The organism is Cupriavidus laharis (assembly GCF_914271435.1).
GTDB classification, from domain to species: Bacteria; Pseudomonadota; Gammaproteobacteria; order Burkholderiales; family Burkholderiaceae; genus Cupriavidus; species Cupriavidus laharis.
In genome coordinates this window covers 50,199-65,069 of the sequence record NZ_CAJZAI010000017.1, presented here as the reverse complement: position 1 = coordinate 65,069, position 14,871 = coordinate 50,199, and the positions used below count along the sequence as shown (strand labels likewise).

16 protein-coding genes and 1 pseudogene are annotated in these 14,871 nt (G+C 63.3%); 11 read left to right on the top strand and 6 right to left on the bottom strand.

Going from position 1 to position 14,871, the window contains the following annotated elements; all coding sequences use genetic code 11:
* Positions 1–17: 17 nt before the first annotated feature.
* The 9 genes and pseudogenes from LDO29_RS23930 to fabI all read left to right on the top strand — a co-directional run bounded on the left by LDO29_RS23930 (position 18) and on the right by fabI (position 8,850).
* Positions 18–1,124 (top strand): saccharopine dehydrogenase family protein, encoded by a 1,107-nt coding sequence (locus tag LDO29_RS23930; protein ID WP_224082227.1) that lies wholly within the window; start codon positions 18–20, stop codon positions 1,122–1,124.
* A 136-nt stretch (positions 1,125–1,260) separates the two neighbouring features.
* Positions 1,261–2,022 carry a glucose 1-dehydrogenase gene (locus tag LDO29_RS23925; protein WP_224082226.1) on the top strand — a complete coding sequence of 254 codons (762 nt, stop codon included), beginning with the start codon at positions 1,261–1,263 and terminating at the stop codon, positions 2,020–2,022.
* Between the two features lie 23 nt (positions 2,023–2,045).
* Positions 2,046–2,138, top strand: a pseudogene (locus LDO29_RS28245) (hypothetical protein); the annotation flags it as partial.
* A gap of 112 nt (positions 2,139–2,250) precedes the next feature.
* Positions 2,251–2,490 (top strand): DUF1254 domain-containing protein, encoded by a 240-nt coding sequence (locus LDO29_RS28240; protein WP_318035529.1) that lies wholly within the window; start codon positions 2,251–2,253, stop codon positions 2,488–2,490.
* 547 nt (positions 2,491–3,037) lie between these two features.
* Positions 3,038–3,292, top strand: coding sequence for an RNA-binding protein (locus LDO29_RS23910; protein WP_224082224.1), 255 nt, complete (start codon positions 3,038–3,040; stop codon positions 3,290–3,292).
* Between the two features lie 148 nt (positions 3,293–3,440).
* A complete protein-coding gene (locus LDO29_RS23905) occupies positions 3,441–5,759 on the top strand; it encodes a DUF3141 domain-containing protein (RefSeq protein ID WP_224082223.1) in 2,319 nt (772 codons plus the stop codon).
* A 59-nt stretch (positions 5,760–5,818) separates the two neighbouring features.
* Positions 5,819–6,757, top strand: a complete 939-nt coding sequence (locus tag LDO29_RS23900; RefSeq protein ID WP_224082222.1) for a phosphate acetyltransferase — start codon at positions 5,819–5,821, stop codon at positions 6,755–6,757.
* 4 nt (positions 6,758–6,761) lie between these two features.
* Positions 6,762–7,952, top strand: a complete 1,191-nt coding sequence (locus LDO29_RS23895; protein ID WP_224082221.1) for an acetate/propionate family kinase — start codon at positions 6,762–6,764, stop codon at positions 7,950–7,952.
* Positions 7,953–8,067: 115 nt separating this feature from the next.
* Entirely contained in the window at positions 8,068–8,850 is a 783-nt protein-coding gene (gene fabI / locus LDO29_RS23890; RefSeq protein ID WP_224082220.1) for an enoyl-ACP reductase FabI, read from the top strand.
* Positions 8,851–8,948: 98 nt separating this feature from the next.
* Here the strand turns inward: fabI and LDO29_RS23885 are convergent, their stop codons facing one another.
* Entirely contained in the window at positions 8,949–9,491 is a 543-nt protein-coding gene (locus LDO29_RS23885; protein WP_224082219.1) for a flavin reductase family protein, read from the bottom strand.
* A gap of 224 nt (positions 9,492–9,715) precedes the next feature.
* On the opposite strand from LDO29_RS23885, the gene LDO29_RS23880 reads away from it, so the two are divergent.
* The gene (locus tag LDO29_RS23880) at positions 9,716–10,366 is read left to right on the top strand and encodes a DsbA family oxidoreductase (RefSeq protein ID WP_224082218.1); all 651 of its coding nucleotides are present in this window, start codon (positions 9,716–9,718) and stop codon (positions 10,364–10,366) included.
* A gap of 412 nt (positions 10,367–10,778) precedes the next feature.
* A complete protein-coding gene (locus LDO29_RS23875) occupies positions 10,779–11,225 on the top strand; it encodes a PaaI family thioesterase (RefSeq protein ID WP_224082217.1) in 447 nt (148 codons plus the stop codon).
* Positions 11,226–11,252: 27 nt separating this feature from the next.
* On the opposite strand, the gene LDO29_RS23870 is transcribed toward LDO29_RS23875, so the two are convergent.
* The 5 genes from LDO29_RS23870 to LDO29_RS23850 form a co-directional block, all read right to left on the bottom strand.
* The gene (locus LDO29_RS23870; protein ID WP_224082216.1) at positions 11,253–12,149 is read right to left on the bottom strand and encodes a lysophospholipid acyltransferase family protein; all 897 of its coding nucleotides are present in this window, start codon (positions 12,147–12,149) and stop codon (positions 11,253–11,255) included.
* Positions 12,150–12,659: 510 nt separating this feature from the next.
* Positions 12,660–13,475, bottom strand: a complete 816-nt coding sequence (locus LDO29_RS23865; protein ID WP_224082215.1) for a MetQ/NlpA family ABC transporter substrate-binding protein — start codon at positions 13,473–13,475, stop codon at positions 12,660–12,662.
* Positions 13,476–13,690: 215 nt separating this feature from the next.
* Positions 13,691–14,011 (bottom strand): type II toxin-antitoxin system PemK/MazF family toxin, encoded by a 321-nt coding sequence (locus LDO29_RS23860; protein ID WP_224082214.1) that lies wholly within the window; start codon positions 14,009–14,011, stop codon positions 13,691–13,693.
* Positions 14,005–14,253, bottom strand: coding sequence for an AbrB/MazE/SpoVT family DNA-binding domain-containing protein (locus LDO29_RS23855; protein WP_224082213.1), 249 nt, complete (start codon positions 14,251–14,253; stop codon positions 14,005–14,007). The genes LDO29_RS23860 and LDO29_RS23855 overlap by 7 nt, the downstream gene beginning before the upstream one ends.
* 195 nt (positions 14,254–14,448) lie before the next feature.
* Complete coding sequence (locus LDO29_RS23850; protein ID WP_224082212.1) at positions 14,449–14,856, bottom strand: VOC family protein; 408 nt, start codon at positions 14,854–14,856, stop codon at positions 14,449–14,451.
* Between the last annotated feature and the right edge of the window lie 15 nt (positions 14,857–14,871).

Below are 14,871 nucleotides of genomic sequence, written 5' to 3'. Positions count from 1 at the left end.
CCAACAGGAGACAACTGATGACCACCAAGCATCCCATCGTCGTTTACGGCATCACGGGCTACACCGGCAGGCTGATTGCCGAATACCTCACGAAGCGCGGCCTGCCTTTCGTCGCCGCCGGCCGCAGCCGCGACAAGATCGCCACCGAACTGGCCAGGGTGCCGGGTGACCACCAGGTGCAGATCGAGGCCGTGAGCCACGACGAAGCCAGCCTGAAACAGTTGCTGGCCGGCGCGAAGGTCGTGATCAACGTGGTCGGCCCGTTCGGCCAGCTTGGCGAGCCGGTGGTGAAGGCCGCGCTGGAAAACGGCTGCCATTACCTCGACACCACCGGCGAGCAGGACTGGACGATGCTGCTGCGCGACAAGTACCACGAGGCCTTCGCCGAGAAGGGCCTGCTGCTGTCGCCGGGCTGCTCGTTCATGTGGACGGCCGGCATGATCGCCGCCGAGATCGCGCTGGAAGACCCGGCCATCGATTCGCTCGACATCCTGTATGCGCCGAAGAGCGCGCCGACCGTGGCGTCGACACTGTCGTTCCTGCGCATGCTGTGCCTGCCCAACCCGCTCAAGCAGAACGGCGCCATGGCCACCTGGCCGGCCAACACCGTGCTCGACGTGGCCGTGCCGGGCAGCCACACCATCCATGCCGGCCTGCCGTGGGGCGGCGGCTTCGAGCCGATCTGGCTGGAGAAGGATCCGCGCGTGCTGAACTGCTCGGTGCTGGTGGCCTTCCCGAAGGGCCCGCTGGTCGATTTCGTGGTCGGCCGCATGAAGGAGTACGCGGAGCTCGCCAGGACCAAATCGCAACAGGAACTGGAAGACGTCACCAACGCCTGGGGCATGGCCATGGCCACCACGCCGCCGCGCGAGGTGCCGAAGATCAACCAGACCATGATCTCGGTCTGGGCGCGCGGCACCACCGGCGGCAAGCAGATCCTGCTGCACGTGACGTCGCCGTACCTGACCACCGGTGCGCTGTCGGCCATCGCCGCAGAGCGGCTGCTCAAGGGCGAGCTGCTGGCCACGGGCTTCCAGCCGGCCACGCGCGCCTTCGGCCATCGCCAGCTGATGGCGGGCCTGGCGGAAGACGGCCTGCACTGCTGGAGCGAGCAGGTTCGCTGATCGGACCGCTCTGATTGATCTGGCTGCCCGTCGTCTCGCGAGATGGGCTGCCTTTCCGACCGAGGACACGCACGCCGGCTGCCCATGACGCAAGCCGCGCGCAGGCCATTCATTCGAAATAAGACGGGAGACAGAGATGAACCGACTACAAGGCAAGACTGCCCTGATCACCGGCGCGGGCAGTGGCCTGGGCCTCGCCACCGCGCAGCGCTTTGCGCGCGAGGGCGCCCGGGTTGTGCTGACCGATATCGACCGTTCCCGCGTGGAAGCCGAGACGGAGCGCCTGTCGGCGGCGGGTCATGCGGTGACAGCGCTGGCGCATGACGTGACGCAGGAAGCCGACTGGGACCGCGCGATCGCTGTGGCCGGCATGCTGGACGTGCTGGTCAACAACGCCGGCGTAGGCCGGCTGGGAAGCATCGAGCAGATCAGCCTGAAGGACTGGCGTGCCGTGCTGGAGATCAACCTCGACGGCGTTTTCCTCGGCACGCAAAAGGCCATCGTCGCCATGAAGGGGCGGGGCGGCTCGATCATCAATGTGTCCTCGATCGAGGGCATCGTCGGCGAGCCCAACCTGGCGGCCTACAACGCCAGCAAGGGCGGCGTGCGCCTGCTGACCAAGTCTGCCGCGCTGCATTGCGCCGCGCACGGCTACAACATCCGCGTGAACTCGCTGCACCCCGGCTACATCGCCACGCCGATGGTTTCCGGCGCGCTGGCCGCCATGCCAGCCGACGTGGGGCAGGCGCTGCAGGCCGACATCGTCAGCCGCATTCCGCTCGGCCGCCTCGCTCTGGCTGAGGAGATCGCGCCGGCGCTGGTGTTCATGGCGTCGGATGAGTCGCGCTACATGACAGGCTCGGAGCTCGTCATCGACGGCGGCTACACGGCGCGCTGAAGCCATACCCGTACAGGATCGCCATGACGCAACGGAAATCCATCTTCATTACCGGCGCCGCCTCCGGCATCGGCCGCCAGACGGCGCTGCTATTCGCCTCGCGCGGCTGGCTTGTCGGCCTGGCCGATATCGACGCCGAGGGACTGGCGCGGCTGGCGTGCGAGATCGGCGTGGGCGCTGCGGGACGAACTGTTCTTCCAGCGCGCCACGCAGACCTACCTGCGGGCGATGCCGCTGATCAACACGCTCGGCATGAAGTCAGGTTCGGAGAAAGCGTTTGGTGCGGGCTACAACGTGCTGCAGGTACGGAAGAAGCGGCTCGACGCGAAGACGCTGGTCACCACGCCGAACTCGGACGTGATCCATGCTATGTGCTACCTTGATCTCGGCAAGGATGGCCCGATGGTGTTCGAGGCGCCCGCCGGATTGGACGCGACTTCCGGATCTTTCCGGACGGCCACTGGGTGAACCCCGTCGCCGACGGCACGCCGTCGAACCCGGGCGGTGCGATGGACCTGGGCTGAAACCGTACCGCCGGGCGCTATCTCGATCTCGACGCCTGCCAAGCACAACAACCCAATCCTCACTACCACAGATCTCTCCCGCAAACCGGCGACGAACCTGTTCGGAAGAACGCGCGGACTTGGGCCCACCGTGACAGGTGCAGCTTGCTCAAAATGCGGCCCCCAAAGGCATTCATGTGACATCGCCGGTGGCAAGTCTCCCTTGTGCAACCGTCTAAGTCGACCGCGCCAGCGGTCCATCAAGTACATGTTCGCTTGATATGCTTAACCATTCTCATTCCCTGCGGTGAAAGCTTTTTTTATCTCGACGTGGGAAAGATTTCATGTCGGGCAACGCTGCGGTTCCGGATAGAGTGGTGCCCTCGAACTGAACAACGCTACGTCGTGGTGTTATCAGGCGGAAGCGTACGGTGCCGCTCACGCCGCATGGTCGCTCTACGTGGTGGTACTTCTCTTGATCCCGATCGTGCTGATCCGCTGTGGAGGCGTGTATGTCTGTCTTGTTGCTTGCGAATATCGGTCCTGACGCCACGGACGAGGAAATCGGCGCCTTCCTGGTCAAGTATGGGTTGCCACAGTTCAACGACATCGAGTACCTCGAAGGCGATGGCACCAGGCCTGCCGCCAGGGTGACCTTCGATGCGCTCGATAGTGATGCCCTGGACAAATTGAAAGGGCGTATCCACGGCATGTACTGGAAGGGGCTACAGATCAGCGCGCAGGTTCTGAGGGAGCGTTTTAGCTGAAGCGCGGTCGACAAATTCTGAGTAAAGCGCTGTCGGGGCCAGACGTGTCTGCAGCGGAGGCCACGAAGCCACGGTGTCGCCGCAGTGCTCCTGATCGGGCTTTCCTGACCCGGAGGTTTGCAGCAATTCTTCTTTAGCGGAGGGCAGCATGGATGCAGGAAAGAAGTTGGCTCACGCGCGTGAAGTGGGCGTCAAGACGAGCGTGGTGCTGCAAAAGCGGCTGAAGAATGCGCAGGAGGCATTCAGTCATCGCGCGCAGGAAGCCATGGCCGGCGAGGCAGCGACGCCCGCAAGCTGGATGTCCGCTGTGGATCCGATGAACTACTATGCCTACGCGGTCGACGGCATGCAGCGTGCCATCCTGTTCTGGGACACAATCAGGCAGCGTGGCAACAACTTTGTTGAGAATGCGGCCCAAGGCCTCAAGCCTGTTCTGCACTTCGAGTACGAAACCGTGCTGGACGGCCGCAGCTTCGCCCGGCCGGTCAACTATGCGCTGCTGAGGATTACACCGCCAGCGGGCGTTACCGTCGACAACCGTCGTCGCCCCTACGTCATCATCGACCCGCGTGCCGGCCACGGCCCTGGAATCGGCGGCTTCAAGGACGACTCCCAGGTTGGCGTGGCACTGCGCGCGGGCCACCCAGTCTATTTCGTCATCTTTTTCCGCGATCCGGAGCCCGGGCAAACGCTGCTGGACGTGTGCGAAGCGGAGCAGCAGTTCATCAGGAAGGTGCGTGCGCTGCATCCTGACAGCCAGAAGCCGGCCATCATCGGCAATTGCCAGGGAGGCTGGGCCGCCATGATGCTCGCCGCGTCGGATCCGGACGACACCGGCCCCATTGTCATCAACGGCGCGCCGATGTCTTACTGGGGCGGTGCCTGGAGCGAGGGCGAAGGGGATAACCCGATGCGCTACTCAGGTGGCCTGCTCGGAGGGACCTGGCTGGCTTCCCTGACGGCTGACCTGGGCAATGGCAAGTTCGATGGCGCCTGGCTGGTCCAGAATTTCGAGAACCTGAACCCCGCCAACAGCTTGTGGGACAAGTACTACAACCTGTACCGCAAGGCCGATACCGAGCCGCCGCGTTTCCTGGAGTTCGAACACTGGTGGGGCGGCTATTACCTGATGAACCGCGAAGAGATCGAATGGATCACGCGCAACCTCTTCGTGGGCAACAAGCTCTGGAGCGGCGATGTCAAGGATGCCGGCGGAAAGGCTTTCGATTTACGCGACATCAAGGCGCCCATCGTGCTGTTTGCCTCGATGGGGGACAACATCACGCCGCCACAACAGGCATTCAACTGGGTGGTGGATGTCTATGGGAGCACCGAGGAGATCAAGGCCCGAGGTCAGGTCATCGTCGGGATGATGCACCAGGACGTCGGCCACCTCGGCATCTTCGTCTCGGGCAAGGTCGCGCAGAAGGAGCACGCGCAGATTGTTTCCGTGCTGCAGAGCATCGAGCTGTTGCCTCCGGGGCTCTATGGCATGGTGATCCACGAACGCAAGTCTGGTAGCGGCGTCGAGTACGAGGTCGAGTTCCACGAACATTCGCTCGAAGAGATAGCGAAAAGGCTCAACCGCTTCGAGCGTGCAGACGAGAAGCCGTTCGAGGCCGTGGCTGCCGTGTCGGAATTCAACCAGCGCGCCTATGAACTCTTCGCCCAGCCGTACGTGCAGGCTATGTCGAACGAGGCGACGGCGCGAATGCTGCGCGAGTTCCATCCACTACGGATGCAGAACTGGGCGTTCTCGGACCTGAATCCGTGGATGGCGTGGCTGGGCCCCGCTGCCGATGCGGTCAGGGCGAACCGGCAGGCGCTGGACGCCGACCATCCCCTGCGGCAGCGTGAGCAGGCCGGCGCGGAAATGCTCAGCGCAGGTCTTGACGCCTACCGTGCCGTGCGCGATGCGATGACGGAAGCCACCTTCTTTAACCTGTACGCGAATCTGCTCTCCTTCATTCCGCCGGACAAGATGTCACATGCCGGTCCGCCGGCGGTTACCGAGCCACGGGAACTGCCGGAGGTCAAGGCAGCGCTGGCATCGATCGAGCAGGGCGGCTACGCGGAGGCTATCGCCCGGCTGGCATGCCTGCTCAAGCGAGAGGGCGAGCCGTTGCCGCTGTCGAGGCTCGAACTGCGCAAGGAACTGGTGACGGACTACGCAGAACTGCTGCCGGAACTGCTGCCGGAGGCGTGGCGCCGGATTCGTGGCCAGCAGGAACTCATCACGCTGTACGCGCCGGAGCAGGCGCTTGAGACGCTGCCAGCCCTTCTACGTGACAAGACCGATCGCGACCGCCTGCAGGCACTCGCCGAGAAGCTCAGGGTCGACGAGCGGCTGCTTGGTAGTGCGCCGACGGCCGAGCAGGCCGCGATGCTGGAGCGTATCCGAGCGGTCCTGTCGGTCAAGGCTGACCGGCCGCGTCGCGCCGCGGTACCGCTTGTGCGCGCCTCTTAGTGCCATGTGCCGGCGGCCGCCGGAAACCACCAGCAACCTGGTGACGCAGGAGAAAGCCCGTGAATGCCATACACGAGAAGTATCAGCGTTTGATCGACTACTGCAAGTCCATCCCACCCACGCCCACCGCGGTCGCCCATCCTTGCGACCGGAGTTCGCTGGAGGGGGCGGTAGAGGCAGCGCGGCTGGGCCTGATTGCACCGATCCTGGTTGGGCCGCGCGATCGCATCGAAGAGGTTGCCCGTGCCAATGAGATCGATATCAGCCAGTATCCGCTCGTCGATGCCGAGCACAGCCATGCCGCCGCTGCTGCCGCAGTGCGGCTGGTTCGCGAAGGCAAGGCCGAGGCCCTGATGAAGGGCAGCTTGCACACCGATGAGCTGATGGGGGCGGTGGTCAGGGGAGATAGCGGCTTGCGCACGGCCAGGCGGATCAGCCACTGCTTCGTGATGGATGTGCCCGGCCACGAGGACGCACTGATCATTACCGACGCCGCCGTCAACATCGCGCCGACGCTGGAGGAAAAGGCAGATATCCTGCAGAACGCCATCGATCTCGCGCACGCGCTTCAGGTCAAGGAAGTACGGGTTGCGATCCTCTCGGCGATGGAAACGGTCAATCCAAAGGTGCCGTCCACTGTGGAAGCGGCCGCGCTATGCAAGATGGTCGACCGGCACCAGATAACCGGTGCGGTGGTCGACGGCCCGCTTGCACTGGACAATGCCATCAACCTGGATGCCGCACGCATCAAGAAGATCGAGTCGCCAGTGGCCGGGCGGGCCAACGTGCTGCTGGTGCCAGACCTGGACGCCGGCAATATGCTCGCCAAGAGCCTGACATTCCTGGCCGGCGCCGATGCTGCGGGCATCGTGCTGGGCGCGCGAGTGCCCATCATCCTCACCAGCCGCGCCGACGCTGTCATGACCCGCCTGGCATCATGTGCGGTGGCAGCGCTGGTGGCCAAGGCTCGCCGGGAATCCGGCCAGATACGGGGGTGATGATATGGCTGACGTGATCCTTGTTCTGAACGCGGGTTCGTCGAGCCTGAAGTACTGCGCTTACGATGCCCACGGCGACGCACTCAAACTGGTCCTGCGGGGCAGCATCGACGGCCTCTACACGTCGCCGAGCTTCCGCGCGTCGGATGCCTCCGGCACGGAAGTCGAGGCCAGGCAGTGGGGGGAAGGGACCGAGCTGGGACATGGCGGTGCCGTTGCTTTTCTTGCGGACTTCCTGCGAGGTCATGGCGAAGGCCATACGCTTGTCGGAGTGGGGCACCGCGTAGTGCATGGCGGTGTACGCTTCACGCAGCCCGCGTTGGTAAGCGAAGAACTTCTTTCAGAGCTGGATACGCTTTGCCCGCTGGCGCCCTTGCATCAACCGCACAACCTCAAGCCGATCCGGATACTCGCCGAACGGCGGCCGGAGCTGCCACAGGTAGCCTGCTTCGACACCGCCTTCCACCGGGCGCAGCCGGAGATCGCCCAGGCCTTTGCGCTGCCGGCTTCGATGACCGAGCGCGGCATCCGGCGCTACGGCTTTCACGGGCTTTCCTACGAGTACATCGCCAGCGTCCTGCCCGGTGTCGACGCCGGGGCCGCGGCCGGCCGCACCGTGGTGGCCCACCTTGGCAACGGCAGCAGCATGTGTGCACTTGTGGCCGGACGCAGCGTGGCCAGCACCATGGGGTTCACCGCGGTCGACGGCTTGCCGATGGGTACGCGCTGCGGCAGCCTCGATCCGGGGGTGATCCTGTACCTGATCAGCGAGCTGGGCATGGACGCTCGCGACATCGAGGACCTGATCTACCGCAAGTCCGGACTGCTCGGCGTTTCCGGCATCTCGAGCGATATGCGGGTGCTGCTCGCCAGCGACGAAGCGCGCGCCCGCCTGGCGGTGGAGTTGTACACCTACCGTATCGGGCGGGAGCTCGGCTCGCTCGCCGCGGCGGCCCAGGGCCTCGACGCGCTGGTCTTCACCGCAGGCATTGGCGAGCATGCGGCCGTGATCCGGGACCGCGTGTGCCGCCAGGCGGCCTGGTTGGGGGTAACGGTCGATGCCGCGGCCAATGCCAGTGGCGCGGCGCGCATCAGCCAGGCATCCGGGCAGGTTGCGGTATGGGTGATCCCGACGGATGAAGAACTGATGATCGCCAGGCATACCAAGGCATTGATCGACGCGGGGGCGCGATGAAGACCATCTCGAGCGAGGATGCGGCACGCATGATTCCCGATGGCGCCACGGTGATGGTGGGTGGTTTCATGGGCGTCAGCACGCGGAGCGAGACGAATCTCCAAGGAGAGGTGAGATGACAGTTCAGGTACAACAGCCGATCCTGGCCAATGTCAAGGCACTGGTCTGCGGCATCGCGAATGAGCATTCAATCGCCTATGGCTGCGCCAAGGCCTTTCGCGAGCTGGGTGCGGAGGTAGCGATCACCTATGCCAACGACAAGGCCAGGCAGTATGTCGAGCCGGTGGCGCAGGAGCTTGAGGCACCGATCTTCCTCCCACTCGACGTATCCAGCCAGGCCGAGATGGAGGCACTGTTCAAGGAGATCCAGGACAAATGGGGCAAGCTCGATATCCTGCTGCACTCGGTCGCCTGGGCACCGAAGGACGACCTGCAGGGCGGACTGCTGAACTGTTCTGCCGAAGGGTTCGCCAAAGCGATGGACGTTTCCTGCCATTCCTTCGTCCGGATGGCACGCCTGGCTGCTCCGCTGATGCGGGACGGCGGCACGATGTTCACGATGAGCTACTACGGTGCCAACAAGGTCGTGCCCAACTATAACGTCATGGGCCCGGTAAAAGCTGCGCTCGAAGCCGTGTCGCGCTACCTCGCGTATGAGCTTGGGCCTCGTGGAATTCGCGTGCATGCGATATCGCCGGGGCCGCTCAAGACCAGGGCCGCCTCTGGGCTGAAGGATTTTGACCTGATGCTCGCGGACGCAGCGCAGCGTGCACCGCTGGGCGAGTTGGTCGACGTCATGGATGTCGGATTTACGTGCGCATTCCTGGCCACACCCTATGCCCGTCGGCTGTCAGGCGAGACGCTGTACGTAGATGGCGGCGTCAATATCATGGCGTAGCGCCTCAACCCGCGCGGAACCCATGACGCCATACCCCGGTTTCGCAGTCCGGAAGCCATTCCAACCTGGGAGAGCCGGCCAACGAACGCTGGACATCGCTAGACACCGGATGGAAGCTTGGAGGCCATCATCTTCCTCCGGTCAATCTTGCGGCCGTCGACAATGAACGTTCCGTCACCAACCGCGTGAACCGTGCGCCTTTCCTTGCGTGCGGTATCGATGTATGCGGCGACCCCCTCCAGCACAACAATGTCGTGATTCTCGACGATGTCGATGACCTTGCATTCGATGTTGGCGAGGCACTCCTTGATCAAGGGTGCCCTGACGAGCCCGGCCTGCACGGGTGTGAGCCCGAACGTGGAAAACTTGTCTGTGTCTGCCCCGGTGCACGTCCCGATGCCAACCACCTTGTCCAGCAACTCGACGGTGGGAATGGCAATGACGCACTCTCTGTTTTCGCGCAACGCTGCGAAGGAGTAATTCCATTCGCCTGTGGTGATGGCAAACACCGGGGTGAAATCCATCACCATGGTCCAGGAGATGGTCATGATGTTGTCCTTCTTCCCGTCATGGGTTGTCACAAGGACCACAGGCCCCGGTTCGATCAGGGTAAAAGCCTTGCTCAGTTTCAACTGGCGCATGGGGGCACCTCCGATAACCATGCCACGCTTGCGAGTTCGATGTTACTCGCGAAACGCAATATGCAAGCATACGGCTTCGTCCCATCGGGGGCTCGCAATGAACGAATCCGTGCCGGCAGGCTCTGACGAGACCTGGCTTCTGCAAGCCCTGGCAATTCGCGTTACCCTGTTCGTCGCCGCTATCCCGGATCAGGCCGTTTCCTCCACAGTTCGCCACTAACACCATGACCCAACCGCTCCGCATCGACTTCGTCTCCGATATATCGTGCCCCTGGTGCGCCATTGGCCTGTCCTCGCTCCGGCTTGCGCTGTCGCGCCTCGGCGATGCTGTCGAGGCCGAGATTGCCGTGCATCCTTTCGAGCTGAATCCCGACATGGGGCCGGGTGGCGAGGCCATTGTCGAGTACCTCGGCACGAAATACGGGCGCACGCCGGAACAGATTGCCGAGACCCAGGCGATGATCCGCGAGCGTGGTGCCAGCATTGGCTTTAAGTTTGGCCCGCGTACGCGCGTCTACAACACCTTCGATGCGCATCGGCTGCTGCATTGGGCCGGGCTTGAGGGCCGCCAGCTGCCGCTCAAGCTGGCACTGCTGGAGGCTTACCATGCCGAGGGCAGGGATCCGAGCAGCCATGACGTGCTGGCCGAGGTCGCGGAATCCGTGGGACTTGACGCGGCGCGGGCGCGTCAGGTGCTGCAAGGCGACGACTATGCCGATGAGGTCCGTGAGGCAGAGCGGGAGAACCAGGCAATGGGCATCCATTCCGTGCCCGCGATCATCTTCAACCGCCGCTACCTCGTGACCGGTGGACAACCGGTGGAAGCCTTCGAACAGGCGATCCGCGACATACTCGCTGAAACGTCCAAAGCGTAAAGGGCGTTCTCTGTTCAACATCAGCATGGAAGCCCGTTCGGCGGCAAACCAGGCGACAAGCCCCTGATGATCGAGGTGGAAATGCGCGATGTGATGGCGTGCCTGAAGGCGCTGACGGACGGTTATCAGGGGGCGTCGGCACATTGATGCCGGCGCCGATAGCCGGATTCTTGCACCAGCATTCATGCGGACAAAAGGGACCGTTCGCGAAATCGAGATTTACGTAGAGGGGCAAATCGCAGCAAGTTACGCCCTTGCTGTCGTGCGATAGCAAACGGGTCAGCGCTTCCTGATGACTGCCGCACATGGTGTCTGGCGATCAACCAAAAGTGGCAGGAAGGCCAGCCCGGTGTACCCCCCCTTGTTGCCTGTCAAGCGCTTGCCTCCGTCAGGAGCGGCGCCGATTTGTGAAATGAAAGACCAATCCCTAGAGACCGCCCGCGCCGCGGACGTTGTTATCGGTGAAGAGAGCCGCGGATTCTGCCTTGATAACCCGGCACTGGAAAGCGCCGGTGTCAGGATCACCCAGTGGCGCCGCGATTACGTGGAGCTGGAGCTGGACGTCGCCCCGCACATGCTTAACCGAAGCCGTGTGATCCACGGCGGCACCATCTGTACCTTGCTCGATGCTGCGACCGGTTATTCCGGCCTTTACTCGCCGGCGGGCGAGGCGCCGCTGCATGCCGTCACGTTGTCGCTGACTTCGAACTTCCTGAGCAACGGCACGGGCAGGCTGCTGACCGCGAAAGGGATGGTCGACCGGCGCGGGCGTTCGATCTTCTTTTCGCGCGCCGAAGTCTGGCTGGATGAAGAACTGCTGGTCGCAACAGGCGTTGCGACGATGAAGTACCTCAAATAGGCAGGGTATGCGCCGGGCTGCGGGCAGTCACGATGCACTGGCAGCCTTGGCGCCACTTTCATCGGGCGCCTGCGTGCCGGACGGGACCTTGTAGCGGTTGTAGCCCCAAAGATACTGCTCGGGGAAGCGCCGGACCATTTCTTCCACCTCGGCATTGATCCATGCCGCCTGCTCTTCAGCCGTCGGCGGTAGTGGACCTGTCAGGCGCTTTACGTGCATTCTCCAGCCCCGCCCGCCAGGCAGGCGCTCGCCAGCCGCAATGATGAGCGGCGCGCCGGTTTGCGCGGCGAGCTTGCATGGCAACGTGATCGTATAGGCCTTGCGGCCGAAGAACGGTACCCAGACGCCATCGCCCTTGGGCGCCTGATCAGGCAACAGGCCGACCGCCTCGCCTTGCCGCAATGCGCGTACGAAGGCGCGCACGCCTTGCGCGGTTGCGGGAACTGCCTTCAGTTTCGACGCGCCGCGCACGGTATCGAGCAGGTCCCGGAACAACGCCTTGCGATGGGGCCGGAACATGATCGTCAGCGAGATCCGTTCCGCGGCGTAGCGGGCGGCCAACTCGAAGCATCCCAGGTGCGGCGTCAGCATGACGAGCCCGCGGCCTTCCGCCAGGGTGCGTTCGATCACCTCCCAGTCGTCGCAAATGACCTTGTCGAGGCAGTCCTGGCTGCGAAACCAGACATGGGCCAGTTCGGTCATCATGGCACCGGTCTCGCCGGCGGCCTGTCGAGCAAAGGCTGGCGCAGCGAAGCCGGCCTGGATGGCGTTCTGCTGCAGGTGCCGCCGGTATCGGCCCGGCAGCGCGTACACGAGCCGCCCCAGCATGCGCCCGGCCGCATGCGCGACAGGCAACGGCAGCGCGGCAACAAGCCGTACCACCGTGGAGAGCGTGCTACTTGGGAAGGGCAGACGTCGAGGCATGGTCACATGTAAAAAGGTGAGTAACTGGCGCGGTCCCGCAGGACCTTGATGGCAGGCACAGCAGGGGTGGTTGATGGGACTGGCGTGCCAGTTGATTCCACGGCACTTGCTGGCCGCTTCAGTTGCCGGGTGCGGCCTGTCTTGGGGCCGCTGTCCTATGCGTCGCAGTGGCGCCGGCAGATTGTGCTACGCGGGGGGATCGCCTGGGGTTGCCGGCGCGGTCGGGGATCCACGATGCACCATGTGTGACGGCCAGGGAGCCCGTCACGTGTCAGCGTGGAATCATTGGCGCAGCGCGGCATGCAGGGGGCTCTCGCGTTGAAGGACGCTCACTGTAGCATGCATCCGTTTGCGGCCCCTGTTTTCCGGCAAGGCGCGGTGCGCATACAACGGTGGTGCGGAGCCACCATTGCATGTGGGTTGCTGCTTGCGGAACGAGGGTTGGGGAGGGTGCCTGCCCGTTGGAAGGGCAAGCGGATGCGGGGCCAGCCCCGCATCCGGATCAGTCCGTCAGAACGACGGGACCATTGCGCCCTTGAACTGGGCCTTCATGAACTGCTTCACGTCTTCCGACTGGTAAGCCGCCACGAGCTTCTTCACCCACGGCTTGTCCTTGTCCTGGGTGCGGACCACGATGATGTTGGCATATGGGCTGTGGATGTCTTCCAGGCCGATCGCGTCCTTGGTCGGCTGCAGGCCGGCGGCCAGCGCGTAGTTGGTGTTGATGACCGCGGCGCTGACGTCGGGCATGGCGCGGGCCAGCTGGGCGGCGTCCAGTTCCACGATCTTCAGCTTCCTGGGGTTCTCGGCCACGTCCAGCGGAGTGGCATTGGCACCGTTGGAGCCCGCGCCAGCCTTAAGCTTGATCACGCCCTGAGACTGGAGCAGCAGCAGCGCGCGGTTCTCGTTCGACGGATCGTTGGGCACGGCGACCTTGGCGCCCTGCGGCAGGTCCTTGGGCGACTTCAGGTTCTTCGAGTAAATCCCCAGCGGCGAGATATAGGTGTAGCCCACGCTCACCATCTTGTAGCCGCGCTGCTTGATCTGGCTGTCCAGGTAGGGCTGGTGCTGGAAGCTGTTGGCATCCAGGTCGCCGGCGTCGAGCGCGGCGTTGGGCTGCACGTAGTCGTTGAATTCCACGACCTTCACGTTCAGGCCGTTCTTCTTGGCCACTTTCTGCACGACTTGCCAGACTTCGGCGTCCGGACCGCTGACGGTGCCCACGCGGATGGTCTGTTCCTGGGCCGACACGCTGCCCGCGGCGGCGATGAAACCAACGGCAGACACGACAACCGCCAGACGCTTGTAAAGGGAGATGCTGCGCATAGGAGAGTTTGGATGTTATTGGAAGCTTGTGGCTTGAAAGGCGCCTCGCCGTAGTCCGGGTGAGGTCGGCAGGCGAGGGCCACAGATTAACGCAATTGCGTCCAAGCGGGGTGGCGCAGGGGATTTTTGCGTCTATTTCTTTTTCATATGCTTATGAATTCAAGCGGAATGAAAAATCTGGCATTTAATGCCGGGCGCGGAGCCGTTGGCTGGGACTAGTCTGCGAATATCTCGCGCAAGGCAGCCAATGCGGCCAGCAAGGTCTCGTCGACGACCTCCCCGGCCTTTTTGACCAGCCTGTCTTTATCGACCGTGCGGATCTGGTCAAGCAGCATGAGTCCAGTCTTTCCCTGGAATGTGACGGGGGTACGGAATGGCGCGGGGCGACTGCCGGTCATCATGGGCGCGACAATGACAGTGCGCAGATGGTTATGGAGTTCAGGTGGTGAAAGGATGACGCAGGGACGTGTCTTGCGGATTTCGCTGCCAACCATCGGGTCAAGTGCAACCAGCCAGACCTCGCCACGACTTACCATTTGAGGTCTTCGTCGCCAGCGTTGGGAAAGTCACCCAGGACAAGCGTATCGTCGCCGGCTTCGGCGATCGCCTTGCTGGCTTCTGCCCAGCCATGGCGCGGTTTGTTCCTCGGACGCCGGATGACCAGCGCATCGTTTTCGACTTCCATTTCAACCTCATCTTCCAGGCCCAATTGGGCGAGGATCGGTTTTGGGATCAGCACGCCCTGGGAGTTTCCCATCTTGCGAATTGTTGCTTTCATTGCGCCACCTCGGGTTCGCTAGTCGCGCTGAAATCAGTGCAGTAGCACAATGTTATAACGTTTGACCGCGAGTCGCGGCACATGGTGGATGCTGTTGTGCAGGCGCAGCACTGTGCCAGCGCCATCCCGGCTGCACCAGCAGATTCCTCTGAATGCGGATTGAGGCTCTTCTTCTCTTCAACTGTTCATCCATGGCTATTGCCTACCCGACCCATACCCCTCACCCTTCCACTCAATAAAACAAAGCCCATGCCCGAACGGGTCCGACAGCGTGGCCTGCCGACCCCAGTCGAACTCCTGCGGCCAGTCCTCGATCTCGGCGCCGGCCTCCAGCGCGCGTTCGATGGCGGCTTCGAGGTTATCCACGACAAAATCGAGGTGCACCGGCGTCCAGTGCCGGCGGTAGTCGCGCCGGGTATCGGCGCGTGTGGTCGGGCGTGAGCCGGGCGGCTTGGCGAGCAGGTAGATGGGCGTGGCGCCGCCCGTCATTTCGGCTACGGTCTCGTCGAACAACTTGCGGCTCAGGCGCAGGCCCAGTCCTTCCTGGTAGAAGCCAATGCCGCGCGGCAGGTCATCGACATCAATGTTGATCAGTAACTCCATTACGGTCTCCTGACA

Excerpts from the sequence above, each read along its gene's own strand:
- LDO29_RS23875 (WP_224082217.1), top strand. The coding sequence starts at position 10,779 with ATGAAAGACCAATCCCTAGAGACCGCCCGCGCCGCGGACGTTGTTATC.
- LDO29_RS23870 (WP_224082216.1), bottom strand. The coding sequence starts at position 12,149 with ATGCCTCGACGTCTGCCCTTCCCAAGTAGCACGCTCTCCACGGTGGTA.
- fabI (WP_224082220.1), top strand. The coding sequence starts at position 8,068 with ATGACAGTTCAGGTACAACAGCCGATCCTGGCCAATGTCAAGGCACTG.
- LDO29_RS23895 (WP_224082221.1), top strand. The coding sequence starts at position 6,762 with ATGGCTGACGTGATCCTTGTTCTGAACGCGGGTTCGTCGAGCCTGAAG.
- LDO29_RS23860 (WP_224082214.1), bottom strand. The coding sequence starts at position 14,011 with ATGGTAAGTCGTGGCGAGGTCTGGCTGGTTGCACTTGACCCGATGGTT.
- LDO29_RS23850 (WP_224082212.1), bottom strand. The coding sequence starts at position 14,856 with ATGGAGTTACTGATCAACATTGATGTCGATGACCTGCCGCGCGGCATT.
- LDO29_RS23855 (WP_224082213.1), bottom strand. The coding sequence starts at position 14,253 with ATGAAAGCAACAATTCGCAAGATGGGAAACTCCCAGGGCGTGCTGATC.
- LDO29_RS23905 (WP_224082223.1), top strand. The coding sequence starts at position 3,441 with ATGGATGCAGGAAAGAAGTTGGCTCACGCGCGTGAAGTGGGCGTCAAG.
- LDO29_RS23885 (WP_224082219.1), bottom strand. The coding sequence starts at position 9,491 with ATGCGCCAGTTGAAACTGAGCAAGGCTTTTACCCTGATCGAACCGGGG.
- LDO29_RS23865 (WP_224082215.1), bottom strand. The coding sequence starts at position 13,475 with ATGCGCAGCATCTCCCTTTACAAGCGTCTGGCGGTTGTCGTGTCTGCC.
- LDO29_RS23930 (WP_224082227.1), top strand. The coding sequence starts at position 18 with ATGACCACCAAGCATCCCATCGTCGTTTACGGCATCACGGGCTACACC.
- LDO29_RS23925 (WP_224082226.1), top strand. The coding sequence starts at position 1,261 with ATGAACCGACTACAAGGCAAGACTGCCCTGATCACCGGCGCGGGCAGT.
- LDO29_RS23910 (WP_224082224.1), top strand. The coding sequence starts at position 3,038 with ATGTCTGTCTTGTTGCTTGCGAATATCGGTCCTGACGCCACGGACGAG.
- LDO29_RS23880 (WP_224082218.1), top strand. The coding sequence starts at position 9,716 with ATGACCCAACCGCTCCGCATCGACTTCGTCTCCGATATATCGTGCCCC.
- LDO29_RS28240 (WP_318035529.1), top strand. The coding sequence starts at position 2,251 with ATGCCGCTGATCAACACGCTCGGCATGAAGTCAGGTTCGGAGAAAGCG.